This window comes from Streptomyces sp. NRRL F-2580 (assembly GCF_000720115.1).
GTDB lineage: Bacteria > Actinomycetota > Actinomycetes > Streptomycetales > Streptomycetaceae > Streptomyces.
In genome coordinates, this window is sequence record NZ_JOIR01000027.1 from 1 (window position 1) to 24,287 (window position 24,287).

Consider the following 24,287-nt stretch of genomic DNA (forward strand, 5'->3'; position numbering starts at 1 on the left):
CCACCCCCGTCCCAACCGGCCGGGCTGGCCCGCTCGCCGCACAAATTCAGCCTCGCCGGCGTTTGAGGCGCGGGGTCCGGGGCGGAGCCCCGATCTTTGAGCCGCACCCTTCGGCCCCACCGCACCATCCGGCCCCGCCGCACAAATTCAGCCTCGCCGGCGTTTGAGGCGCGGGGGCGGAGCCCCGACACACGCCCGACCCCGTCACAACCGGCGGGCGATCTCCCCGGCCGCCGTCAGCGGCAGCGCGTGGTGCGCGACCCCCGGCAGTACCTCGACGCGCGCGCCCGGCAGCGCCGCCCGGGCGGCCCGGGCCGCGCGGCCGGCGTCGTGGCAGCGGGCGCGCTCCGCGAACAGGACGTCGATGCCCGGCGCCGCCGCGAGCGCGGCCAGGTCCGGGCGCGGCCCGGTGACCGGGCGGACGGCGGGGAAGCGGGCGCTCTCGTCCTGCAGCCGCAGCCGGGCCGGGTCAAGAGCGGCCCCGCGGGTCTCCCAGCCGAGGAAGGAGCGGATCCGCTCCGGGGTGGGCCGCACCAGCACGGGTAGTGCGCGCAGCACGTACCCGGGGCGGAGCCCGGCGAAGACCTGGGTGGGGTCGATCAGCACGAGGCGGCCGAGCCGGGCCGCGCGCCCGGCGGCGTAGTGGGCGGCGATCCAGGCCCCGTACGAATGGCCGCCGAGCGTCACCGGCCCCTGCGCGCCGAGCCCGTCGAGGACCGCGTCGAGCCAGCCGACCAGGTCCGCCACGGACCGGATCGCCCGCCCGGGCGCCGGGACGCTGAGCCCGGGGTCGCCCACCAGGTCCAGGGCGTGCATCCGGTGCGTGCGGGCGGCCCCGGCGGCGGCGACGGCGCCCCACACGGTGGAGGTGGCCCCGCCGCCGGGCAGCAGTACCAGCGGCGGGGCGTCGGCCGGGCCGCAGCTGTTGACGCGGGTGACCCCGTACGGGGTCGGCAGGTCGACGGCCTCGACGGGCCCGGGCCACTGGCCGAGCGCCTCGTCGTAGGCGGCGCGGAAGGAGGACGTCCGGAACGTGGCGGATGACATGGCGGGGCTCCGATGTCTCGCTGGGCGATAATCTCGCTCAGCGAGAGATCCTAGGCGGAGGCGATGTGGACGACAACCAGGAACCCGACAACCTGCGGCTGGTGCACCTCCTGCGGGCGGTGACCGTCGAGTTCGGCCTGCGCCAGGCGGAGTTCGCCGCCCGCAACGGCATGCACGCCACCGACGTACGGGCGCTGATCTGCCTGCTCGACGCGGCCCGCGCGGACGAGCCGGCCACGGCCGGCCTGCTGGGCGCCCGGCTCGGCCTCAACTCGGCCGGCACCACCGCCGTGATCGACCGGCTGGAGCGGCTCGGCCACGTGGCACGGATCCGCGACGAGCGCGACCGGCGGCGGATCCTGCTGCGCGTGGAGCCGGCGGCGATCCGACTGGGCCGGGAGTTCTTCGGCCCGCTGATCGACGGGGTGCTCCAGGTGCTCGACGGCTTCGACCCCGCCGAACGGGACGCCGTACGCCGCTTCCTGACGGCCGCCCACGCCGTCTTCGCGGGGACGGGTGCGACGGCCTTCATCTCGCCCCCACCTCGCACCTCGTAGGGTGGCCTCCGTATCCAAAGAGGGACGAACCACACCAAAGGACCCGTCGTGAACGAGCAGCAGCAGCCCCAGACCAGCCCCGGCACACGTCCGGTGCCGCCGGCGCGGCGGGGCGCCGACTGGATGTTCGGCGGGGTGTACGGGACGGTCCTGGCCAGCGGACTGCTGGCCGCGCTGGACCAGAAGGGCGGGGACTTCACCCCGTTCTACGACGCCAGCTGGGTGCTCGTCACGGCGGCCACGGCCGCGCTCGCGCACGGCTACGCGCACCACATGGCCTCACACCGGCAGGACTCCGCCTCCCACCGGTGGCGGCTGCTGGTCCTCGCCCTGTGGCACGAGTGGCCGATGATCGCGGCCACCCTCCCCACCGTGCTGCTGCTGGTCCTCTCGGGGCTCGTCGACTGGGACTCGTACGGGGTGACCGCCGTCGGCCTCGGCCTGAACACCGCGCTGCTGTTCGCGTGGGGTTCGGTCGTGGCGCTCCGCGTGGGCTACCGGATGACCTCGGCCCTGCTGATCGGCCTGGCCGACGCCACCATCGGCCTGGCCATCATCGTGGCGAACGCCGTCATCAAGTAGGACGGCCGTCCAGAACGCGGCCCGCACGTCAAGTCGGCAGCTGCGCCTCCGCCTCCGCGAGGATCTCCGTCAGCCGGGCCCCGAACTCCGCGCCGCGCGGATCCGGCACGCCCGTGCGGGCGGCGGTGAGGAGCGCGTCCAGGGCGCGGCCGTAGGCACCCGGTACGTCGCTCCAGCCGGGCAGCTCGTACACACCCTCGGTACCGCGCAGTTGCAGGCCCACGCCGGCGGCCGCGCGCGGCGCGCCCAGGCTGAGGACGGCAGTGCTGGCCGCGCCGGAGGCGTGCCGCAGCGCCAGCTGGACCACGTCGGAGGGGCCCCGGGTGGCGCTGACCTCGGTGACCTCGCCGAGGACCGGGATGAGTACGGAGAGCGCGTGCGGGCCGACGTCCCACAGCCCGCCCTTGGCCTTGCGCCAGGGCGAGTCGGCGTACGCGCTGGGCGTGCCGTCGGGCGGGAAGACGGCGCCAAGCCAGTGCGCGGCCGCGGTGAACCAGCCGGGGCGTCCGGCCTGTTCCGCCACCCAGCCGGCGGTGGGCTCGGCGAAGCGCAGGGTGAGGAACACGACGGAGGCGACGCCGTGGCGGGCGGCCGCGTCGGCGACGGCCCTGGCCTCCTCGACCGTCGTCGCGACGGGTTTGTCGAGCAGCAGGTGGCAGCCGGCGGCGGCCGCGCGCACGGCGAGGGGGGCCTGGACGTCGGGCGGCAGGGCGAAGGCCACGGCGTCACACTCGGCGAACAGCTGGTCGGGGTCTTCGTACACCTTCACGTCGTGGGCGCGCGCCAGCTCGGCCGCCGCCTCGGGCCGGCGGCCCCACACGCCGACGAAGTCGGAGCCGGTGTGCGCGGCGAGGGCGGGCGCGTGGGTGCGGTGCGCCCAGGGGCCGGTGCCGAGCAGTCCGACCCGCGGTCGGGGCTCTCCGATGGGGTTCAAATCAGACGAAATGCTCACCCGCTCAGTCTGCCCCACCCGGACGGGCGTTCCACCCCCGACCCGCTCGCGGCCCGCACAGCCCACCCGACCTGCGGCGTAAACCTCGGTAACACGGGGTTCACACATGGGCAACGGAAGGGAAATCGCGGGCGGGCACGCTGCGGTCATCACCGCAGCGATGAAGCAGCGACCAGCAGCACCCGCAGAGTCTGAGGATGGGGCCCGTGAGCTACAAGGCTGAGTACATCTGGATCGACGGCACCGAGCCGACGGCGAAGCTTCGCTCCAAGACGAAGATCCTCTCGGACGGCGACGCGCTGCCGATCTGGGGCTTCGACGGATCGAGCACCAACCAGGCCGAGGGCCACGCCTCCGACCGCGTGCTCAACCCGGTGTTCTCCTGCCCGGACCCGATCCGCGGCGGGGACAACGTCCTCGTGCTGTGCGAGGTCCTGAACATCGACATGACCCCGCACGAGTCGAACACCCGCGCGCTGCTGCGTCCGATCGCCGAGAAGTTCGCCGCCCAGGAGCCGATCTTCGGCATCGAGCAGGAGTACACCTTCTTCGACGGCTCCCGCCCGCTCGGCTTCCCGGTCAACGGCTTCCCGGCGGCGCAGGGCGGCTACTACTGCGGCGTCGGCTCGGACGAGATCTTCGGCCGCGAGATCGTCGAGAAGCACCTGGACCACTGCCTCGCGGCGGGCCTGAGCATCTCCGGCATCAACGCCGAGGTCATGCCCGGCCAGTGGGAGTTCCAGGTCGGCCCCGTCGGCCCGCTGGAGGTCTCCGACCAGCTGTGGATCGCGCGCTGGCTGCTCTACCGCACCGCCGAGGACTTCAACGTCTCCGCGACGCTGAACCCGAAGCCGGTCAAGGGCGACTGGAACGGCGCGGGCGCGCACACCAACTTCTCCACGAAGGCGATGCGCGAGGACTACCGCGCGATCATCTCGGCGTGCGAGGCCCTGGGCGAGGGCAGCAAGCCGCTCGACCACGTGAAGAACTACGGCGCGGGCATCGACGAGCGCCTGACCGGTCTGCACGAGACCGCCCCCTGGAACGAGTTCAGCTACGGCGTCTCGGACCGCGGCGCCTCGGTCCGCATCCCGTGGCAGGTGGAGAAGGACGGCAAGGGCTACATCGAGGACCGCCGCCCGAACGCGAACGTGGACCCGTACGTGGTGACCCGCCTCATCACGGACACCTGCTGCACCGGCCTGGAGAAGGACGGCCTGGTCTGACCCCCGGGTCCCCCGAACCCACGACAACGCCCGCCGCGCCCCACAGGCCCGGCGGGCGTTGTCAGTCCCCCGTGCCACGGTGACCGCATGACGGCGATCAGGATCCACACGGAGCACGGCGAGTCCTGTGAACGTCCCGCGCCGGGCACGGGGGTGCCACCCCTCGATCCCGCGGTGGAGCAGGAGCTGGCGGAGGTGGTGCGCGGGTGGTTGCGCTGCGGCTATGACGGGCCGGGCGCGCTGGCCGAGTCCGCCGAGGAGTACCTCGTCGACGGCGACGTCCGGCCGGTCTCCGCCGCCCAGGCCGCGCGGCTGGTGGGCCGGCTCTGGCGGGAGCGGTTGGCGGAGCAGGCCGACTGGGTGGGCGAGACCGACCCGGAGCGCATCACCCGGGCCTTCGCCGCGCTGGAGGCGTCGGGCATCACCGCGCGGGAGAACTTCACCTGCTGCCGCAGCTGCGGTCTCGCCGAGATCTGGGCGGACGGCGCGCAGGACGCGTGCGGGTTCGTGTTCTTCCACTCGCAGTGCACCGAGGGGGCGGCCGCGGGCCGCGACCTCTTCCTGATGTACGGGGGGTTCGAGCCCGACGAGGCGCTCACGGTCGCGGTCGGCCGGGAGGTGGTCGCCGCGCTGGAGGGTGAGGGGCTCGGGTGGGCATGGAGTGGGGGTGCCCACGATGCGATACGGGTCGTGGGGTTGGACTGGCGTAGGCGGCTGGGGGGTTGAGGGGATTGTCCTGGTTTGGCGGGCGTTTGTGGCGGAATATGAGATTCCGATCCATGATATGAGACGTGGCCTGCCCGGGGGACATGACATCTGCTTGAATGGGGCCATGGCCAGCCACCCGTACACCTCGTCAGGTCGCAGCGACCTCGAGCCGTTCTGGCCCTCCCGTCAGGATCACGATTACGACCGGGAGTGTTGCCGCGCGAAGAACGCGCCGGCCCTCTAAAGCCTCCGGGATCTCCCCTCTGACCTTCCCTCAGGCCTTCGGTCTGCGCGGTGCGACATCGATGACGTACGTACGTCTCCCTGCCGACCACTCCGCGTGAAAGAGCTGACCACTCATGGCGAACACCCGCACCCTCACCTCCGCTGCGACCGCTTCCCTGCCCTATCCGCCCCATCCGCGCCACCGGCTGCGTTCCGTGGAGCGGGACGAGGTGGCCCGGGTCGTGGACCTGCTCCCGCCGGGGGCCACCTGGCTGCCCGCGCCCCAGCACACCCTCCCGACGCTGCCGGGCCAGCCGCCGATGATCGGCTACCTGGTGCTCGTACCGGCCGACCAGCAGCCGCCCGTCGGCTTCACCCCGCACACCGTGGCCGCACCGGCCGCGCCCGCCCCCGTCCCGGCCCCGACCGCGTCCGCGGCCGCGCCGGCGGGCGACGCCCTCGTCCGCATCGACTCGGCGCAGCGCACCGCCGAGGTCGACGGCCGGGTGCTCGACCTGACCTACCTGGAGTACGAGCTGCTGGCCCACCTGGTGCGGCACCCCCACCGGGTGCACAGCCGGGACCAGCTGGTCACCACGGTCTGGGGCTACGGCCACGTGGGCGACGGCCGGACCGTGGACGTCCACATCGCCCGCCTGCGCCGCAAGCTGGGCGCGGCCCACCGCAGTGCGATCCAGACGGTGCGCCGGGTGGGCTACAAGTACGCGCCCTGACCGGACTTGGCGACCGTACGCGGCGGGCCCGTACTCCCGGGTGGAGTACGGGCCCGCGTGCGTCGGACGGTCAGGCGGTCACGCGGACACGCGCTCGCGCGTTCAGGCGGCCGGGGCGGCCGCCTTGGCGCGGCGCCCCGCGACGAAGCCCAGCAGGACGTCGACCACGAGGAAGGCGACCAGGCTGATCCCGAGCAGCGGGATGAACCAGCCGACCACGGCCGTCACCGCGACCAGCGGCAGGAGCGTGGTCACCGGCAGCTTCCGCCAGGCGCCGCGCGGCTGCGCACGGCCCACGGACAACTTGCGGTCCTTCGTCGGCCGTCGCAGCCACCACATGCGGTAGCCCCAGAAGACGAGGAACATCACGGCGACGGCGAGCGCGGCCAGCGCGATCTGGTTGGCTAGGCCGAAGGTCTGGCCCATGTGCAGGTCGATGCCGAAGCGGGTCATCTTGGCGAGCAGGGGGTAGTCGGCGAAGCGCAGTTCGTCGATGACCCGGCCGTCGGCGGGGTCGACCGCGACCGCGTCGAAGTGCACCGGCACCTGCTTGTCCTGCTCCTTGACCACGTACCCCTTGCCCTTGGCGGGCAGGGTCACGCGGATCGACTCGGTGACTCCGGCCTCCCGGGCGGCGGCGACGGCCTGGTCGAGGCCGACGTCGGCGGTGGGCGGGGGCGGCGGGGCCATCGGCATGCCGTCGGGCATGGTGTGCCCGGCGTGCTCGTCGGAGCCGGAGTCCGCGCCGGCGGTCAGCTTCGCGGAGACAGCGGGAGTGGCCCCGCCGAGGCTGTCCTGGAGCTGCCCGATGTTCTCGCCGGCGTACTTGGACCAGGTCAGGCCGGTGGCGGAGAGGACGACGAGTCCGGTGACGGCCCACAGGCCGACGGCTCCGTGCCAGGACAGGGTGCGGCGGCGGCCGGTGGCCTTGCGGTCCGGGAGGACGAGCTGTGCCCTGCGCTTGCGGCGGCGGCCGATCCACAGGGCGAGACCGCCGAGCGCGACCACCCACATCCAGCTCGCGGCGAGTTCGCTGTAGTTCCGGCCGAACTCCCCGAGCTGGAGGCTGGAGTGGAACTCGCTCAGCCAGGCCCGCAGGGGCAGCGCGTCACCGGCGGTCTCGAGCTGCCCGCGCACCTCGGCCGTATACGGATCGACGAACACGGTGAGGGTGCGGCCCTCCGCGAGCCCCTCGCTCTCCATGATCACCCGGGTGGTGGATTCGGCGTCGGGGGCCGGCCACACGGACACGACCGAGCCCTCGGGGGCGGCGCCCCGGGCGGCCGCGACCTGGGCGCTGAGCGGCAGGACGCTCTCGCCGACGCGGGCGACGGTCAGCTCGTCGGCGTAGACGATCTTCTCGGCCTGCCAGGAGGCCGCGTAGAGCAGGCCGGTGGCGGCGGCGAGGAAGAGCAGCGGGGCGATCAGCAGACCCGCGTAGAAGTGCGTGCGCAAGAGCAGCGGCCGCAGCGCGGCCCAGCCGCCGACGCGGCTCTTGGGTATGTCGGATGGGGCGGCGTCCGGGGTGCGGACGTCCTGGACCTCGTCAAGGGACATGGTGGTTCCTCGGTGTTGGCGAAGGCATGGGGACATCGGCCCCAGGTCTCGCCATCCCTCTCGCCGAGGGAGCGCCGGGTCAGGCGCGAGCAGGACGGCCGGGGGCCGTGAAGCGGGGGAACGGACCGGGTCCGGGCGGCCCGCGGCGCACCACGGCATGGGCGTGCACGGCCCCGCGCAGGTCGCGCGGCCGCTCGTAGGGGGCGGGGAAGACGGGCGGGGCCGGTACGACGGCCACCCGCGCCCGCACCAGGGCGAGTGCGCGGGAGAGCGGCCGGGCCGCGTGCAGCGCGGCGGCCCCCAGGACCCGTGCCAGCCGGAAGACGGCGGCCTCGCCGCGCGCCAGCCAGGCGGCGCAGAGCAGTCCGGCGAGCAGGTGTGCGGCGATCATCCCGGCGCCGCCGTGGGCGGCCATCCCGGCCAGGTCGGCCATCCCGGTCAGGTCCGTCAGGTCGGTCAGGTCGGCCATGCTCGCCATGTCGGCCGTCCCGGGGACATCGGCCATCCCCGCCATGTCCGCCGTGCTCGCCATGTCCGCCGTGCTCGCCATCCGCGCCGCGCCGGGGCCGCCGGCGGCCATCGTGCCGCCCGCCTCGGCGGCCGGCACGTGGTGGTGGTGTCCCGGCGTCGCGGCGGGTGCGGCGCCGACGTGCCCCGCGACCTGGCTCCCCGAGAAGAGGAGGTGCAGCACCCCCTGGACGGAGAGCACGGCCGCGGTGATCCCCACGGGACCGCGCCGCTGCCCGGCGGCGAGCCAGGCGAGCCCGCCGGTCACCGCGAAAGCACCCAGAAGGCCAGCCATGGGGACATCCGTGCCGGACATGTACGAATGCCCCGCGGCACCCAAAGCGACACACATCGCCGCGAATATCGCGGCCCGCGTGGCGCGCAGGGGCGCGGATTTCTCAGACATGGCCGGGACATGTTCGCACGGGGCCCGCCGGTGTCCGCCAGAGGGCGGTATCCGATCATGGGTGCGTGAACGCGATTCCACTGGGAGCGGTGTACGCCGGCACAGTCCAGCTCGGGGCGTACGCCCTGGAGCGGAGGGGGCCGGCGGAGCGGGAGCGGCTGCTGCGCACCTGCTCGACGAACGTCGACAACCTCGCCGCCGGGCGCTGGGAGACGCTGCTGAGCAGCGCCGTCGTCGTCGAGGAGCCCATGCCCCTGCCCTACGCCCTGCTGCTCGTCGCCGTCCTGGGGTACGCCGAGTACGCGTACGGCGCCTGGTGGACGGCCGCGGTGTTCCTGTTCGGGCACGCCACGGCGACCCTCCTCGTGTACGGCGCCCTGCGCGGGACGGCCGATCCGCAGACCCGGCGTTCCCTGGACGTGGGGACGAGCTACGGCTTCAACGCCGTGCTCGGCGCGCTGACCTCGGCCCTGCCGCGCGGGAGGGTCCGTACGGCCGCCCGGGCCGGCCTGCTCGTGCTCGCCGCGGCGCCCGTACTGAAGCGCGGGCGCACCTTCACCGACGCCGGCCACCTGGCCGCGCTCGGGATCGGCATCGGGGTCTCGCTGGCCCTCGATTGTCTTTCCGGGGCGAAACATCAGAAAATTGCCTGAATCGCCGCATGACCGTACCGCTGGAGCCGCCACGATGACCGCCACCCCCTCCACCACCGTCGCCAACCTCCGCGACCTCGGTGGTACGCCGCTCGCCGGCGGCCGGACCGTCCGCCCCGGCCTGGTGCTGCGCTCCGGCCAGCTCGACCGGCTCGACCTCGACGCCGATCCGGTGGTGGCGGCCCTGGGTGTGCGGACCGTCATCGACTTCCGCACCGGCGCCGAGCGCGCCGACCACCCCGACCGGATACCCGACGGCGCCCGGCTGCTGGTGGGCGACGTCCTCGCGGACAAGCTGCGGGAGGCCGGCAGGAAGCCCGCCGCGTCGCAGCTCAAGAACCTGCTGTCCGACCCCGCGGTGGCGGAGGAGCACCTGGGCGGGGGCAAGGCCCAGGCGCTGTTCGCCGACACCTACCGGTCCTTCGTGAGCTCCGTCTCCGCGCAGGCCGCGTACCGGATGCTGCTCACCGAGGCCGCCGACCCCACGGCGGGCCCGCTGCTCTTCCACTGCACGGCCGGCAAGGACCGGACCGGCTGGGGCGCGACGGTGATCCTGGCGCTGCTCGGCGCGGACGACGAGACGCTGATGGCCGAATACCTCTCCGTCAACCCCGCGGTGAAGCAGGCCTTCGCCCCGCTGATCGAGGGTTTCACCGCCGCCGGCGGGGACCCGGACATCGCGCTCGCGCTGATCGGCGTCTTCCCCTCGTACCTGGAGGCGGCGCTGGACGAGGTGGAGACGCGCTACGGCTCCATGGAGAAGTACGTGCGCGAGGGGCTCGGCGTCCCCGACGAGACGGTCGACGCGCTGCGCGCCCGCCTGGTGGCCTGACCCCGCACCGCCGGACATTGCACTCGAAGGGGACCCTCCGGACGGGTGACCATCCGACGATTCGCTCGTTCTGCTGAACGTGACTGCGCCGGATACCGCCACCCGCCCCCTGCCTCCCGTGTCTCCCGTGCCGCCGGACGTCGAGCAGGCCGAAGCCGCGATCGTCGAGCACTACCCGCGGCTGGTGCGGCTCGCCTATCTGGTGCTGCCGCCCGCCCTCGGCCGCAACCGACGGGTGCTCACCGCCCATTCGCTGGTCCAGCGGGCGCTGCCGCGCGGGCGTCGGAACGCGGCGGCGGCCGCGGCGGCCGTGCAGGGAGGGGTCCCGGGCCAGCGGGCCGGCACGGACGACTCCGGATACTCCTACGTCCGGCTGCGCGTGCTGCGCGCCGCCCTGGAGGCCGGGATCCCGCTGACCTTCCGGGCGCTCCCCCGGCGCGCGCAGCTCCCGCCGCTGCTCCCCCAGGTGTGGGGGCTGCGGCTGTTCCCCCGCTCGGGCGGGGCCGAGGAGCTCGCCCTCGACCAGTGGCTGGCCACCCTCGACGGGCCCGGCCGGGCCGCCTGCGTGCTGCGGGCCCTGGAGCGGCTGCCCGAGCCGGAGGTGCTCCGGGTGCTCGACGACGCCGGGGTCCCGGATCCGGCCGCCGCCGTCGCGGAGTCCGGGGATCCGGCGAACGACGCCCTGTTCACCTCCCCCGAGTTCGATCCGTGCGTGCTCCAGGCCCGGCCCACCGACCTGCTGCGGCGGCGCCGGCTCGGCCGGGCCGCGCTGGCCGCCGCGGCCGCCCTCGCCGTATGCGGGGCGCTGCTCGCGCTGCCCGGCGGGGGCTGGGGCTCGGACGGGGCCGCGGCCCCGCTCTACTCGCGCAACGCCGCGGCCGAGCAGGCCCTGGATCCCGGGAAGCTGGTCCGGGCCGCGCCGACGCTCTGGCACACGTCCTCCCGTACGGACTTCTCCACCTGGCCCGCCCGCGGGGACCGCGCCGACGACGCCGCCCTGCTGCGCCGGGCGCTGGCCGTCTGGGCCCGGCCCGGCTCCTCCGTGGTCGTCTCGGCCACTCCGGGGTCCCCCGCCGGGCCGCCGATGGGACCGGCGCAGCTGCTGTTCGCGGGCGTCGTCGACCAGGCCGTCGTGGTCCTGTTCCACGACGGCCTGCGGGTGGTCCGCTACGCCGAACCGCGCACCGGGACCGCCGGCGCCGCCCTCGACTTCGCCCGGACCGACGGCGCGTCGGCCGACACGGCGACCGCGCTGGTGCTCAGCCGGGTCGACGGCAACGTCCGCTACCTCACCGCGCCCTGGGTCACCGGCGTCTCCCTGCGGGACCTCCTCAAGCCCGGCGCCCCGGCGGCGGTGCTGAAGCCGGCCCCGGACGGGGTGACCCCGCCGGTCGCGGGCCCGGCCCCGGCGGGCAGCTGTACGAGCTGGAACGCCCTGGCCCTGACCGGCGACGGCACCACCCGGCTCATCACCGACCTCGGTGAACTGACCCCGGCCCGGCTGACGTCGGGCGCTCCCGGCGCCGAGCGCGACGTGACGGAGGCCGCGGAACTGGGCGACTGGTCGAAGATCGCCTGCCTGCTGCCCTCGGTCCGCTCGCACGGGGTCCGTACGGTCAACGCCTGGACGTACGCGAAGCAGCCGCTGCCGGAGGGCGAGGGTACGGCGACGTGGCTCTGCACGCGGGCCGAGACCTGGCAGGGCGCGGCCGATCGGGTGCAGGCGCAGTTCCTGGCCCCGGGCTCGGCGACGGCGGCGCAGGCGGCCAAGTCCGAGGGGTCCGTGGCGTGCGGGCCGCGGGAGCCGCGGGTGCTGGCGGGCGTGCTGTGGAAGTCGCGTGCGGGCCAGTGGTACGTGCTGGCGGCGGGCAGTGCGCAGTTCGCCTCGCTGTCGGTGTCGGGCGGCGGGGTGAGCGGGGCGGCGAACGGCAACCGGCTCGCGGTCAAGGCACCGGCCGGCGCGCAGGTGGACCTGTCGGGCAAGCTCACGGACGGGACGAAGGCGGGGACACTGCGATAGCGGGGACGCCGCGCAAGGAGGCAGACCGGGCCGGGACGCAGAGGCGGGTGAAGATTCAACGACCAAGCGTGGTCGAGGAGTTGGCGGGATCTGGACATGACGGTCGTAGCGTGCACATGGCATGATCAGATTCCGGTTACCGCTCGGTAATCCCCCACCCCCCTCACCCGCCTGAAGGTCAACCACGTGCGCATGCTCGCCCGCCGCCTCCTGCTCCCCGGCCTGACCGCCCTCGCGCTCGCCGCCACCGGCTGTTCCTCCACCCCCCACACCCGCGCCGCCGAACCGGCCGCTCCCGCCACCCTGGCCCCGACGGGCGACGGCACGTCGCAGCAGCTCGACGTGGCCGCGGCGCCACAGGGGTCGCCCACACCGTCGGCCGTGTCCCGCGGCGACGGAAAGGGCAAGACCGAGAAGTCCTCGCTGAAGGTCGCCTCCTACGACAAGGAGAGCGGACGGGCCGTCATATCCACGGCCCCCGAGGGGCCCACCCGCACCCCGTCCCCGGGCAGGTCCCCCGAGGCCGCCAAGCCCGTCGCGGCGGGCGACGTCATCGCCAGCGCCCCGGCACCGGGCGCCCCGAACGGCCTGCTCGCCAAGGTCACCGAGGTCGTGGGCAAGACCGACCGCGGCACCGAGGTCAAGACCGCCGCCACGACGCTGAACTCCGTCCTGGGTGACGACAAGGCCGACGGCAAGGTCCCCGTCGACCCGGCATCGGTCACCGTCGAGCCCCTGATGAAGGGCGTCACCTTCTCCTGGGCCAAGAGCCAGGGCCTGAAGTTCGGCCCCCAGGGCGCGAAGCTGCCGCTCGGGAACCTGCGGCTCGACGTCGACGCCTCCGTCGACACCGCCCCGGACGCCCCCGCCTCGGCCGGCGCCTCGGTGACCGGCTTCGTCCAGCTCGCCCCGCAGGTCGAGTTCTCGTACGACGGCACCCCGGGCGGCGGCGCCGGCCCGCGCGGCGCCTACCTCGGGATGAGCGGCGACTGGTCCTCGCAGTGGAAGCTCCAGGGCCGCGCCGCCGCGAGCACCGGAGCCCCCAAGCGGATCCCGTTCGCCAAGCTGCACAGCTCCCCGGTCATCCAGGTCGGCCCGGTTCCGGTCGTCGTCAACCTCGACCTGACCTGCTACGTCCAGGTGGAGGCCGACGGCCGCGTGACCCTCGACGTCCAGCAGGACGTCAAGGGCGACTTCAAGGTCGGCGGCAGCTACGCCTTCGGCAAGGGCTGGACGCCGGTCAGCACCTCCAACGTCCAGAGCACGCCGGTCCAGGCGACCGTCACCGCCGCCGGCCGGGTCAAGGGCGCGCTCGGCGCCGAGGCGTCCGTCGGCCTCTACGGCGCCGTCGGCGTCACCGCCGACTTCGCGCCGTACCTGCGCGGCGAGGCCGACGTCAAGGCGACCGCGTCCAGCGACGGCAAGACCTCGCTCGCCGGCGCCTGGGCGCTGTACGGCGGATTCGACCTGAGCGGCAACCTCCACCTCCAGCTGTCCCTGTTCGGCACGCCCGTCTTCGAGCGCAAGCTCCCGCTGGGCACCCTGAACCGCGAGTGGGCGCTCGTGAGTGGAAGCACCGGGCGCTAACCGCCCGGCGGGGGCGGGCGGGGGGCGGCCGGCGAGAAGTCGGCGCAGGGGGCTTCTCACCCCCTGTACCCATCAGTACATTGACGCCATGTCTAATACGCCGCTCGCGCCCGCCCCCGTGGCGTCGGAACACGTGGACCTGAGGCCCCGGAACGTGTCCTTCGGCTGGGAGGACACCCCGCTCCACTGGCTGCCCGGCGAACCCTTCGCCGGGCACATGATCAACGTGCTGCACCTGCTGCTCCCCGCGGGTGAGCGCTGGTTCGTGCACGTCTACAAGCAGGTGCTCCCGCACATCAAGGACGAGCGGCTGCGGGCGGACGTGGTCGGCTTCATCGGCCAGGAGGCCATGCACGCCGCCGCGCACGACGACGTACTCCCCCACCTGAAGCGGCTCGGCCTGGACCCCACCCCGTACACGGCGCAGGTGGACTGGCTGTTCGAGAAGCTGCTCGGCGACCGCACCCTCCCGCCGGGCAGGGCCCGGCACTGGTGGCTGATGGAGCGGGTCGCCATGATCGCGGCGATCGAGCACTACACGGCGTTCCTGGGCGACTGGGTGCTGAACGCCGAGGCCCTGGACCGGCGGGGCGCCGACCCCACCATGCTGGACCTGCTGCGCTGGCACGGCGCCGAGGAGGTCGAGCACCGCTCGGTGGCCTTCGACCTCTTCATGCACGTGGACGGCAACTACCGCCGCCGGGCCCGCACCTGGGCCACCGCCTTCACGGCGCTGGTCTTCCTGTGGCAGCGGGGGGTCCGCTTCTTCATGGACAACGACCCGCACCCGGACGCCGCCAAGGCCTCCTTCGGACAGTTCTTCCGGGCGGGGCGGCAGGGAGTCCTGCCGACCAGCGGCGCCATGCTGAAGTCCATACCGAGGTACCTCTCCCGCACCTACCACCCCTCCCAGGAGGGCTCGACGGCCCAGGCGGTGGCCTACCTGGCCGCCTCCCCCGGCGCGAACGGCGGGGTGCGGGCATGAGGCGCGCCCTCGCGGTCACGGCGGTCGCGGGCGCCGCCTGGGTGACCAGGCGCGCCCTGAACCGCCGCATCGGCAGGTCCCCGCTCTGGCCCCTGCCGGCCCTGGAGACACCGGTCTCGGGCCACTCCCCTCGCCGTGCCCTGCGCGCCCTGATCGTCTCCCGTACGCGGCCGGCCGAGGGGGTGCTGCAACTGACCCTGGAGTCACCGGACCTCCCGGCGTGGACCCCGGGCGCGCACGTGGACGTGACCCTGCCCTCGGGTCTGGTCCGCCAGTACTCCCTGTGCGGCGACCCCGCGGACGGCGGCCGGTACACGATCGCGATCCGGCTGGTCGAGGACGGCCGCGGCGGCTCCCGCGAGGCGCACGACCAGCTGGTCGAGGGCGCCGAACTGGAACTGCGCCCGCCGCGCAACCGCTTCGAGCTGGTCCCGGCGCCCTCGTACGTCTTCGTCGCGGGCGGCATCGGCATCACCCCGATCCTGCCCATGCTCCGGGCCGCCACGGCGGCCGGCGCCGACTGGACCCTCCTGTACGGGGGCCGCTCGCGCGCCTCGATGCCGTTCCTGGCGGAACTGGCCGCCTACGGGGACCGGGTCACGGTGGTCGCGCAGGACGAGGCGGGCCGGCCCGACCTGACGGCGCCGGCCACGGCGGGGCCGGGCACGCTCGTCTACTGCTGCGGACCCGAGCCCCTGATGCTGGCCGTCACGGCGGCGGCCCCGGACCCGGCGGCGGTCCACCTGGAACGCTTCGCCCCGGCGGCGGGTCCCGGCCCGGCGAACCCCTTCACGGTCGAGCTCCGCCGCTCGGGGCGGGTCGTCGAGGTCGCCGCGGACGAGACAACCCTGGCCGCGGTGCGCCGGGAGCTGCCCGCCACCCCGTACTCCTGCGAGCAGGGTTTCTGCGGAACCTGCCAACACCGGGTGCTCGCGGGCGCGGTGGACCACCGCGACGAGCTCCTCACGGACCGGGAGCGGGCGGACTCGATGCTTTTGTGCGTCTCGCGCGCGAAGGGGGACCGCCTCGTCCTGGACCTGTGAACGCTCCCCAGTAGGGTGTCCGCATGACAACCGGGGTGCGACGCAGGATGGGTGTCGAGGAGCGGCGGCAACAGCTGATCGGGGTGGCCCTGGAGCTGTTCAGCCACCGGTCGCCCGACGATGTGTCGATCGACGAGATCGCGGCGGCGGCCGGAATATCCCGGCCGCTCGTCTACCACTACTTTCCCGGCAAGCTGAGCCTGTACGAGGCCGCGCTGCGCCGGGCCGCCGACGAGCTGGCGCTGCGGTTCGTCGAGCCCCGGGAGGGGCCGCTCGGGGCACGGCTGCTGCGGGTGATGGGGCGGTTCTTCGCCTTCGTCGACGACCACGGGCCGGGCTTCTCGGCCCTGATGCGGGGCGGTCCGGCGGCCGGCAGCAGCCGGGCCAACGCGATGATCGACGAGGTCCGGCAGGCGGCGTACGAGCAGATCCTCACGCACCTGGGCATCGGACTGGAGGACCCGCCGGCGCGGCTGGAACTCGTGGTGCGGTCCTGGGTGTCGCTCGCCGAGTCCACCGCGCTGATCTGGCTGGACGGGCGCCGCATCCCGCGCGCCGAGCTGGAACTGCAGCTGGTGCACGACTTCGCCGCGCTCGCCGCGGTGAGCGCGGCCTACGACGCCGAGATGGCGGGGATCCTCGTACGGATCCTGGCCGACGAGCCGGCCGACGGGCCGTTCGGAGAACTGGTCGGGCGCCTCGGCGGCCTCGTTCCGGGCTCTTGATCACCAACGGTTCCGATCACCGATAATGCCCGCGTGATCATTGACGACGGGATCTTGTTCCGGCAGGCCGCGGAGAAGGACGCCGGCACGCTGGTGCGGCTGCACGACCAGGCCGCCCGCTGGATGCAGAAGCACGGGATCGACCAGTGGAAGCCCGGCGACAAGGACGCCGCCCACTTCCGCGCGCGGATGGACGACGGCGAGGTGTGGCTCGGCGGCGACTGCGACGGCCGGGTGGTCGGGGCGTACGAGCTGTGGTGGTCCGACGAGGACGCCTGGGGCGTCCAGCCCCCGGTGGCCGGCTACGTCCACCGGCTGATGGTGGAACGCGAGGCCGCCCCCGCCGGCGCCGGGCGCCGCCTGCTCGAACATGCCGAGCGGCGGATCGCCGGGACCGGACGGGAGCGGGCCCGCCTGGACTGCGTCTCCACCAACCCCCGGCTGCTCGCGTACTACCGGGCCGCGGGCTACCGGGTGGTCGGGGAGCTCCCCAACAAGGTCGGGAAGGACGGCAGGACCTACGGGGTGATCCTGCTGGAGAAGCGACTGGACCGGCTCAGCGCCGTGTGAAGACCGAGACGGTGCGGGCGGGGACGGTGAACTCTCCTGTCGTGGTGTCGTACGCGGACCGCTTGACCGTGGGGTCGGAGCCGGCGGCCTGGACCGGGTGCAGGCGGTAGGCGGTGCCGGCGAGAGCGGGGACGCGCTGGGGCTGGGCAGTGGGGGTGGCGTTGAAGACCACCACCAGGTCGCCCAGGGTCATCGTGATCACGCCCGGGGTCTCGTCCTTGCCCGAGAGGGGGAAGGACAGCCGTGACTGGACCGCCTCCGCCGTGGTCAGGGCGAACTCCGGAGCGGTGGTGCGGATCTTCAGCAGGTCGCGGTGGGCCGCCGCGGTGGCCGTGATGTCCGCGCAGGTGGGGGCCGGTCCCGTCAGGAGCGGCTTCGCGAAGGGCCACTTCGGGGCGTTGTCGGCGGCCGGGGGCAGGCCGCGGCCGAAGCCGTTGCCGCTGCGGCAGTCCCACTGGATGGCGTTGAACCAGTCGCCGCTGTCGTAGGAGTTGCGGTCCAGGGACTTGGAGCGCAGCAGGTCCGTGCCCGCCTGGGACAGGGACGGGCCCTGCGAGAGGGTGGCCGTCGCCATGGCCAGGACCTGCATGCGGCCCTTGTCGGCGTTGCTCGTGGACGGCGGGAGCTTGTAGGTCAGGGCGTCGGCGAGGGTCTCGTTGTCGTGGGCGTCCGCGTAGGCGAGGGCGTCGCCGGGGGCGGCCGCGTAGCCGGCCGGGGCCCCGTTGTAGTCCACTTCGGACCCCTTGGTGCGGCGGCCGGTGGTGTCGGTGAAGGCGTACGAGGCGAGGTTGCCCGACAGGCCCACCTTGATCAGGTCCTGGGCGTGCAGCAGGCGGGCCCTCTGCTCGGCCGGGGTGCCGTTGGCGGGCGAGGAGTTGGGGCTGGTGAACAGGCCCGAGGCGAAGCCCTGGACGCGCGGGTCCTCGTCGAAGGGGCCGCCGCCGCGGACCGCGTCGCGCGCCCGGTCGGAGAAGGTCGCGATGCCGGTTCCGGCCATGTTCTTCTGCGTGGCCTGCACGAAGCGGGCGTCATCGGCGATCTCGCCGAAGTTCCAGCCCTCCCCGTAGAGCACGATCTTCTTGCCGTCGACCCCGTCCTTGGCGAGGGTCAGGCCGTCGAGGGCCTTGCGGACGGCCAGGATGTTGGCCTTCGGGTGGTGGCCCATCAGGTCGAAGCGGAAGCCGTCGACCTTGTACTCCTTCGCCCAGGTGACGATCGAGTCCACGACGAGCCGGCCCATCATGGCGTTCTCGGGGGCGGTGTTCGCGCAGCAGGTGGAGGTGGCGACGGAGCCGTCGGCCAGCAGCCGCTGGTAGTAGCCGGGGACGATGCGGTCGAGGACCGACTTGTCCGACTGGCCCGCGGCGACGGTGTGGTTGTAGACCACGTCCATCACCGTGCGCAGCCCGGACCCGTTGAGGGACTGGACCATCCTGCGGAACTCGACCGTACGGGCGGTGCCGTTCGGGTCGCTCGCGTAGCTGCCCTCGGGGACGGTGTAGTGCAGCGGGTCGTAGCCCCAGTTGTACGCGTCCTTCGCGGCCGCGGCGGCCACGCACGCCTGCTGCTCCTGCGAGTCCGGCGCGTACACCGTGAGGTCGCAGGCGGGCTGGGTGCGGTCGGCGGGCTTCTCCGGGATGGTGCCGATGTCGAAGGCCGGGAGGAGGTGGATGTACGAGGTTCCGGCGGCGGCCAGGTCGCGAAGGTGCCGCATGCCCGCCGAGGAGGTGTCGGTGAAGGCCAGGTACTGGCCGGGGTGGGTGCTGGTGCGGTCCGCGACGGAGAAGTCGCGGATGTGGAGCTCCTGGATCTGCGCGGAGGTGAAGGGGACGGCCGCGGGCTTGCGCAGGTCCTTCCAGCCGGGCGGGGCGAGCTTGGGGTCGGCCAGGTCCACGGCCAGGCTGTGGGTGGAGTCCGCGGTCAGGGCGGTGGAGTACGGGTCGGTGACCAGGTTCCGGACGATCTGCCCGGTGGTCGGGGCCCAGACGGTGACGGCGTAGCGGTACGGCTTCCCGGTCCAGGAGCGCTCGCCGCGCACCGACCAGACGCCGGTGGCGTCGTCGCGGTGCATGGCGAGCGTGCGGCCGTCGAGTTCGAGGGAGACCTGCTGGGCGGTCGGCGCCCAGACGGAGAGGGTGGGGCGGCCGTCCTTGAAGACCGGGCCGAGGGCCGCGGTCGTCGCGTACAGGTCGTCGAGGACGCCGGCGAGCTGGACGCCGGTGGCGGCGAGGACGGCCCCGTTGGCGGCGCGGGCGCTCGCGACGAGCTGGCCGCGCAGGGCCTCGCGGACCCGGTCGCGGTCGCGCGGGTCGACGGTGTACGCGCCGTAGGCGGCCAGGTGCGGGAACTTCTGCTTCTGGGCGGCGGTCAGCTCGGTGCGGGCCCCCAGGCGCAGCCACTGGGCGTGGCCGGTCAGGGTGCCGTTCTCGGCCTTGACGGAGCCGTCGCGGGAGGCGAGGAGCTGCACGGAGGCGGCGGTCGCGGGGGCGTTCCAGGCGAGGGTGGCGCGGTCGATCCAGACGGCCTGGGACTTGGTGAGGTCCAGGGCGGCGGAGGAGCCGGCGGGCTGCGGCAGGAGGTACTTCTCCTTGCCGCCCAGCATCCAGACCTCGTGGCCGGTGGCCTTGAGGTCCAGGGACTGGTCGGAGGGGAGGTCCTTCTCGTCGCCGTTGTGGAGGATGTAGCTGAGGCTGGTGGCGCCGGCCGCGAGCGGGACCTCGTAGACCGCGCCGTAGGAGTCGGTGCGGACGGGGAGGAGCGGCTTGGACCAGTCGGTGGGGGTCGCGGCGCCGGTCCAGACGTGCAGGCCCCAGCCGTCGTAGGCGCCGTCGGGGCGCTGGTAGTGCAGGACGGCCTTGGCCTGATCCTGCGGCGGGTAGGCGGGGCGGTCGGTGCGGGCGGGCTCCTTGCCCTGCTCCAGCCAGATCTCGCCGGTCTTCGTGACGTCGATGGTGCGGTCGGCGGCGACGTCCTTGTTGCCGTCCTTGTCGATGACGAGGTAGCCGACGGAGGAGGCGCCGGGCTTCAGCCTGACGTACGCGAAGGCGCCGTAGGCGTCGCGGCCGGTGAAGCCGTGGCCCTCCGGCCAGGGAGTGGCCTCGCCCTCGGCGAGGTCGCCCCAGGCGTAGAGCCGCCAGTTCGTGTACTCGCCGTCGGGCCGGTTGTAGTGGACCACGGCGTAGTCGCGCTGGGTGGCGGTGGGGACTTCGGTGGGCGGGGCCTGGCCGGCGACGGATTCGGCGAGGGCGCTCGCGGTGCGGCCGGCGGCGTCGACCACGACGGCCTTGTAGCGCAGGGCGGTGCCGGCCGGGGTCTTGGTGTCGACGTGCTGGGTGACCTTGTAGGGGGCGTGGTCGGCGGAACCGAGCACCTGCCACTTCTCGTTGCCGCTCTGCGCGGCGAAGACGACCCGGTTCAGGCCGCCGCCGGTGACGTCGGCGGAGAGCTCGACGGTGCCGGTGGCGCCGGGCGCCGGGGCCTTGAGGGTGAGGGCCGGCTTGGCGGTGGGCTTGGCGGCGGGCGCGAGGGCCTGGAGGACCACGGAGCCGAGAGCCGGGACGGGGACGGTGAGCTTGCCCGCCGCGGAGGCGCGGAGCAGGGCGGTGCCGCCGTAGAGGGTGCGGTACTGGGCGCCGGCCGGGGCGTCGATCTCGACGGTGCGGGACTCGGTTCCGTTGTTGGCGGCGACCAGGTACTCGGTGCGGCTGCGGGCGTCGGTGCGTGCGAAGGCGTAGACGGAGCCGTCGGCGAGGCGCTCGCTCTGGATGCCGTCGCGCAGGCCGGGGTGGGCCTTGGTCAGCTTCGCGAGAGCACTGATCTGCCGGTAGAGCGGGTGCTCCGGATCGTAGGCATCGCTCGCGTGCGTGCGCGCCGTTCCGAGCTGGTCGTCGTCCAGGTAGTCGGCCACCTGCGAGGCGAAGAGCGGCTGGCGGGCGTCCTTGTCGCCGCCCGCGCCCGTGAAGCCCTGCTCGTCACCGGAGTAGATCACCGGATTGCCGCGGGAGAGGAACATCAGCTCGTTGGCCAGCCGGTAGCGGCCCAGCAGCTCCTGCTCCCCCGCGCCCGGCCGGTCCTGCTTCAGGAAGGTGCCGAAGCGGCCCATGTCGTGGTTGCCCAGGAACGTGACCTGCTCGTAGGCGTTGGCCTTGTCGCTGGTGTACCGGTAGTCGTCGGCCAGGACGGAGGCCAGCCGGCCGGCTCCCGCTCCCTGGGAGGCGTACGCGCGGATCGCGTCCTGGAGCGGGAAGTCGAGGGTGGCGTCGAGGCGCCCGCGGGTCACGTACGGGGAGGTGACGGCGGTGTCGGCGGAGTAGACCTCGCCGAACATGAAGAAGTCGTCACGGCCGCGCTTGGCCGCGTACGCGTCGAGGGCGGTCGCCCACTGGGTCCAGAACCCGGTGTTGACGTGCTTGACGGTGTCGATCCGGAAGCCGTCGATACGGAAGTCCTTGACCCACTTCTCGTAGATCTTCTCCATGCCCTCGACGACCTCGGGCCGCTCGGTCCACAGGTCGTCGAGGCCGAAGAAGTCGCCCTGGTCGGAGGATTCGCCCGCGAAGGTGGAGTCGCCCCGGTTGTGGTACATCGTCGGGTCGTTGAGCCAGGCCGGGACCTTGAGGTTCTTCTTCGCGTCCGGCACGAAGGGGGTCCTCGGGAAGGACGTGCCGTCCACCTTCGGGAACTTCGTCTTCCCGTCCGCGTAGTCCTTGTCCTCGAACGGCACCCCGTCCTTGGTCAGATAGGGGAACGCCCCCTTCGACAGGTACGAGTACGACGCCTCCCGGTAGTCCACGACATCGGCGGTGTGGTTGGTGATGACGTCGAAGAAGACCTTCATCCCCTTCCCGTGCGCCGTGTCGATCAGCCGCTCCAGGTCGGCGTTGGTCCCGAAGTGCGGGTCGACCTGCGTGAAGTCGGTGATCCAGTAGCCGTGGTAGCCGGCCGAGACGTCGTCGCCCTTGCCCTGCACCGGCTGGTTCTTGAAGATCGGCGCCATCCAGATGGCGGTGGTGCCGAGCCCCTTGATGTAGTCCAGCCGGTCGGTGAGCCCCTTGAGGTCGCCGCCCTGGTAGAAGCCCTTGTCGGTGGGGTCCAGGCCGGTCTCCAGGCGGGAGCCGGTCAGGCCGCCCCGGTCGTTGCGCGGGTCGCCGTTCGCGAACCGGTCCGGGAGCACGAAGTAGAACTGCTCCCGGGTCAGGTCGTGCCGGGCCGGCTCGGCGGCCAGCTTCGCGTCCGAGGGCGGGGCGGGCGGCTTCGCGGCGGCAGCGGCCGCGGCGGGGAAGGCGGGCAGGAGCGTCACGGCCAGGGCGGCGGCGAGCACTCCTGCGGCAGGGCGTATCAAGGCGGGTCTCCTTGTGTACGTGTCGCACGGATGAGGGCCGCCCGGCGGTGGCGGGGAGAGAAGGGTGCCGGGCGGCCCTGGTCGGTGGAGCGGCGGCTCAGGTGCGCCAGGTGTCGGTCAGCGTGACCTTGCCGCTCGCGGGGACGGTGGCGGTGCGGTTCGCGCCGCTCTCCCAGGTGACGTTGCCGGCGGCGTCCTTGCGGACGTACTTGTACGCGAAGGACGTGCCGGCCGGAAGGGTGACGTCGAGCTTCCAGACGGGGTAGGCGGCCGGGTCGAGCTTGAGGGCGGCGGCGGTGTTCCAGGCGCCGAGCTCGGCCCGGTCTCCGGCGACGTAGACGTTCTGGCCGGGGACGGTGGTGGCGTTGACGGCGAAGGAGGCCCCGGCGGGTCCGGCCGGAGTGCCCGCGCAGGTCCGGGCGTTGACGTGCAGGGCGAGGGCGGTACCGGCCCCGAGGGTGGCGGTGAACTGCCCGCCCGCGCCCACGGTGACCGTGCGCCCGCTCTGGACGTCGCAGTAGTCGCCGGCCGCCAGGGAGGTCTGGAAGGTGCGGGTGAGGGCGGAGCCCTCGTGGTTGAGGGCGACGTACGCCTTGGAGCCGCGTCCGAAGGCGATCTGGTCGCCGCCGTTGTCCCACCAGTTGGTGACCGACTGGCCGCGGGCCGCGTTGCGGAAGGCGACCATGGAGGAGATCTCCCGCCAGGCGTGCTGGCACTTCCAGCCGTCGGCGTAACAGGCGTTCACCGCGCCGCCGTTCGGCGGGCCGGCGTCCTTGTCGGTCCACTCGTAGCCGGAGTGCACGTCCGGGGACCCGTAGGGCCAGGCCAGCATGAAGACGTTGGCGAGGGTGTAGGCGGAGCCGTCCTTGTAGCTGAGGGTGTCACCGACGCGCTCGGTGTCGTGGTTGTCGACGAAGACCCCGGCCTGGCCACTGGGCAGGTGTCCCCAGGCCTCGCCGAAGTTCTTCAGGTAGGCGAGGTTCTCGTTCTGGAAGACCCGCTTGAGGTCCCGGGCGTACCGGAACTCCTGCACGTCGCCGGTGCCGAGGTACTCGCTCGGCGAGACGGCCTCGCCCGCGCCGTGTATCGCCTCCTGCTTCCAGTAGACCCCGGGGTTCGTCAGCCGGGACTTGATATTGGCGAGGTCGGCGGCGGGCATGTGCTTGGCGGCGTCGATCCGGAAGCCGTCGACGCCCAGCGACAGCAGGTCGTTGAGGTACCCGGCGATCCGGCCCCGCACGTAGTCCTCGCCGGTGTCCAGGTCGGCGAGCTGTACGAGCTCGCAGTTCTGGACGTTGGCGCGGTCCTGGTAGTCGGTGATGGTGGCCCGGCAGTCGTCCAGGTCGGAACCGGAGTAGACACCGGGGTAGTTGTACTTCGTGTACGAACTGCCGCCCGTCCCGGTCCCGTCGCCGGCGGCCATGTGGTTGATGACGGAGTCGGCGACGACCTTCACGCCGGCGGCGTGACAGGTGTCGACCATGGCCTTGAAGGCGGTGCGGTCGCCGAGCCGCCCGGCGATCTTGTAGCTCACGGGCTGGTACGAGGTCCACCACTGGGGCCCCTGGACGTGCTCCTGCGGGGGCGAGACCTGCACGTAGCCGTACCCGGCGGGCCCGAGCGCGTTGGTACAGGCGGCGGCCACGGAGGCGAACTTCCACTCGAAGAGGACGGCGGTGACGTCCTTGTCTCCGGGCGCCGCGGCGGCGGCCTGCGGCGCTTGTGCGGTGAGGGTGACGGCGGCCAGGAGGGCCGCGGTGGCGAAGGCACCGGCGACGGCGGGTGGGCGTGGGGGTCTGGCGGCTCTGGCAGACATGCGGGGCCTCCTGGCGGAAGAGGTGGGGATTGCACGCGACCGTAGGGGGGCAGCCCGGAATGTTGCAAGACTTTGCGCAAGAGATTGCAGAATTGTTTCCGCGCCGACCGTGCCGACCGACCGCGCCGACCGCGCCGACCGCGCCGGACATGCGAACGCGCTGATCGGGCGTGACACCCGATCAGCGCGCGACGGTCGGTGGGGACATCGGCCC

Annotated in this window: 19 protein-coding genes; 13 read left to right on the forward strand and 6 right to left on the reverse strand. The window is 73.3% G+C overall.

Annotated elements, in window-relative coordinates; translation table 11 throughout:
- Positions 1-204: 204 nt before the first annotated feature.
- A complete protein-coding gene (locus tag IF88_RS0126025) occupies positions 205-1,047 on the reverse strand; it encodes an alpha/beta fold hydrolase (RefSeq protein ID WP_030717258.1) in 843 nt (280 codons plus the stop codon).
- Here IF88_RS0126025 and IF88_RS0126030 point away from each other — a divergent pair.
- A complete protein-coding gene (locus IF88_RS0126030) occupies positions 1,041-1,604 on the forward strand; it encodes a MarR family winged helix-turn-helix transcriptional regulator (RefSeq protein WP_078893148.1) in 564 nt (187 codons plus the stop codon). The genes IF88_RS0126025 and IF88_RS0126030 overlap by 7 nt on opposite strands.
- A gap of 48 nt (positions 1,605-1,652) precedes the next feature.
- On the forward strand, positions 1,653-2,186 hold the full coding sequence (locus tag IF88_RS0126035; RefSeq protein ID WP_234323701.1) for a hypothetical protein: 534 nt from the start codon (positions 1,653-1,655) through the stop codon (positions 2,184-2,186).
- Positions 2,187-2,214: 28 nt separating this feature from the next.
- On the opposite strand, the gene IF88_RS0126040 is transcribed toward IF88_RS0126035, so the two are convergent.
- Positions 2,215-3,132 carry a Gfo/Idh/MocA family protein gene (locus IF88_RS0126040; RefSeq protein ID WP_030717263.1) on the reverse strand — a complete coding sequence of 306 codons (918 nt, stop codon included), beginning with the start codon at positions 3,130-3,132 and terminating at the stop codon, positions 2,215-2,217.
- A gap of 212 nt (positions 3,133-3,344) precedes the next feature.
- On the opposite strand from IF88_RS0126040, the gene glnII reads away from it, so the two are divergent.
- The 3 genes from glnII to IF88_RS0126055 all read left to right on the forward strand — a co-directional run bounded on the left by glnII (position 3,345) and on the right by IF88_RS0126055 (position 6,031).
- Complete coding sequence (gene glnII, locus IF88_RS0126045) at positions 3,345-4,364, forward strand: glutamine synthetase (RefSeq protein WP_030717264.1); 1,020 nt, start codon at positions 3,345-3,347, stop codon at positions 4,362-4,364.
- Between the two features lie 87 nt (positions 4,365-4,451).
- Positions 4,452-5,090: a DUF6891 domain-containing protein gene (locus IF88_RS45725; RefSeq protein WP_051837563.1), complete on the forward strand. Its 639-nt coding sequence runs from the start codon at positions 4,452-4,454 to the stop codon at positions 5,088-5,090.
- 341 nt (positions 5,091-5,431) lie between these two features.
- Positions 5,432-6,031, forward strand: a complete 600-nt coding sequence (locus IF88_RS0126055) for a winged helix-turn-helix domain-containing protein (protein ID WP_030717268.1) — start codon at positions 5,432-5,434, stop codon at positions 6,029-6,031.
- Between the two features lie 102 nt (positions 6,032-6,133).
- Here IF88_RS0126055 and IF88_RS0126060 read toward each other — a convergent pair whose 3' ends face one another.
- Positions 6,134-7,588 (reverse strand): PepSY-associated TM helix domain-containing protein, encoded by a 1,455-nt coding sequence (locus IF88_RS0126060; protein ID WP_037807075.1) that lies wholly within the window; start codon positions 7,586-7,588, stop codon positions 6,134-6,136.
- A 79-nt stretch (positions 7,589-7,667) separates the two neighbouring features.
- Positions 7,668-8,390: a hypothetical protein gene (locus IF88_RS40865; protein ID WP_158754576.1), complete on the reverse strand. Its 723-nt coding sequence runs from the start codon at positions 8,388-8,390 to the stop codon at positions 7,668-7,670.
- Positions 8,391-8,566: 176 nt separating this feature from the next.
- Between IF88_RS40865 and IF88_RS0126070 the strand changes: the two genes are divergently transcribed.
- The 8 genes from IF88_RS0126070 (at position 8,567) to IF88_RS0126105 (ending at position 16,916) form a co-directional block, all read left to right on the forward strand.
- Positions 8,567-9,154, forward strand: coding sequence for a rhomboid-like protein (locus IF88_RS0126070; protein ID WP_107050639.1), 588 nt, complete (start codon positions 8,567-8,569; stop codon positions 9,152-9,154).
- Between the two features lie 34 nt (positions 9,155-9,188).
- On the forward strand, positions 9,189-9,986 hold the full coding sequence (locus IF88_RS0126075) for a tyrosine-protein phosphatase (RefSeq protein WP_030717279.1): 798 nt from the start codon (positions 9,189-9,191) through the stop codon (positions 9,984-9,986).
- Positions 9,987-10,065: 79 nt separating this feature from the next.
- Positions 10,066-12,006 carry a hypothetical protein gene (locus IF88_RS0126080; RefSeq protein WP_037807077.1) on the forward strand — a complete coding sequence of 647 codons (1,941 nt, stop codon included), beginning with the start codon at positions 10,066-10,068 and terminating at the stop codon, positions 12,004-12,006.
- A gap of 186 nt (positions 12,007-12,192) precedes the next feature.
- Positions 12,193-13,593: a hypothetical protein gene (locus IF88_RS0126085; protein WP_199808136.1), complete on the forward strand. Its 1,401-nt coding sequence runs from the start codon at positions 12,193-12,195 to the stop codon at positions 13,591-13,593.
- Between the two features lie 88 nt (positions 13,594-13,681).
- Entirely contained in the window at positions 13,682-14,578 is an 897-nt protein-coding gene (locus IF88_RS0126090; protein WP_030717294.1) for a metal-dependent hydrolase, read from the forward strand.
- Positions 14,575-15,621, forward strand: coding sequence for a PDR/VanB family oxidoreductase (locus IF88_RS0126095; protein WP_030717307.1), 1,047 nt, complete (start codon positions 14,575-14,577; stop codon positions 15,619-15,621). The genes IF88_RS0126090 and IF88_RS0126095 overlap by 4 nt, the downstream gene beginning before the upstream one ends.
- A gap of 23 nt (positions 15,622-15,644) precedes the next feature.
- A complete protein-coding gene (locus IF88_RS0126100) occupies positions 15,645-16,346 on the forward strand; it encodes a TetR/AcrR family transcriptional regulator (RefSeq protein ID WP_030717309.1) in 702 nt (233 codons plus the stop codon).
- Between the two features lie 33 nt (positions 16,347-16,379).
- Positions 16,380-16,916, forward strand: coding sequence for a GNAT family N-acetyltransferase (locus tag IF88_RS0126105; protein ID WP_030717312.1), 537 nt, complete (start codon positions 16,380-16,382; stop codon positions 16,914-16,916).
- On the opposite strand, the gene pulA is transcribed toward IF88_RS0126105, so the two are convergent.
- Both pulA and IF88_RS0126115 read right to left on the reverse strand, forming a co-directional pair.
- Complete coding sequence (gene pulA / locus IF88_RS0126110; RefSeq protein ID WP_030717315.1) at positions 16,903-22,257, reverse strand: pullulanase-type alpha-1,6-glucosidase; 5,355 nt, start codon at positions 22,255-22,257, stop codon at positions 16,903-16,905. The genes IF88_RS0126105 and pulA overlap by 14 nt on opposite strands.
- A gap of 97 nt (positions 22,258-22,354) precedes the next feature.
- Entirely contained in the window at positions 22,355-24,073 is a 1,719-nt protein-coding gene (locus IF88_RS0126115; protein ID WP_030717317.1) for a carbohydrate-binding module family 20 domain-containing protein, read from the reverse strand.
- Positions 24,074-24,287 lie beyond the last annotated feature (214 nt).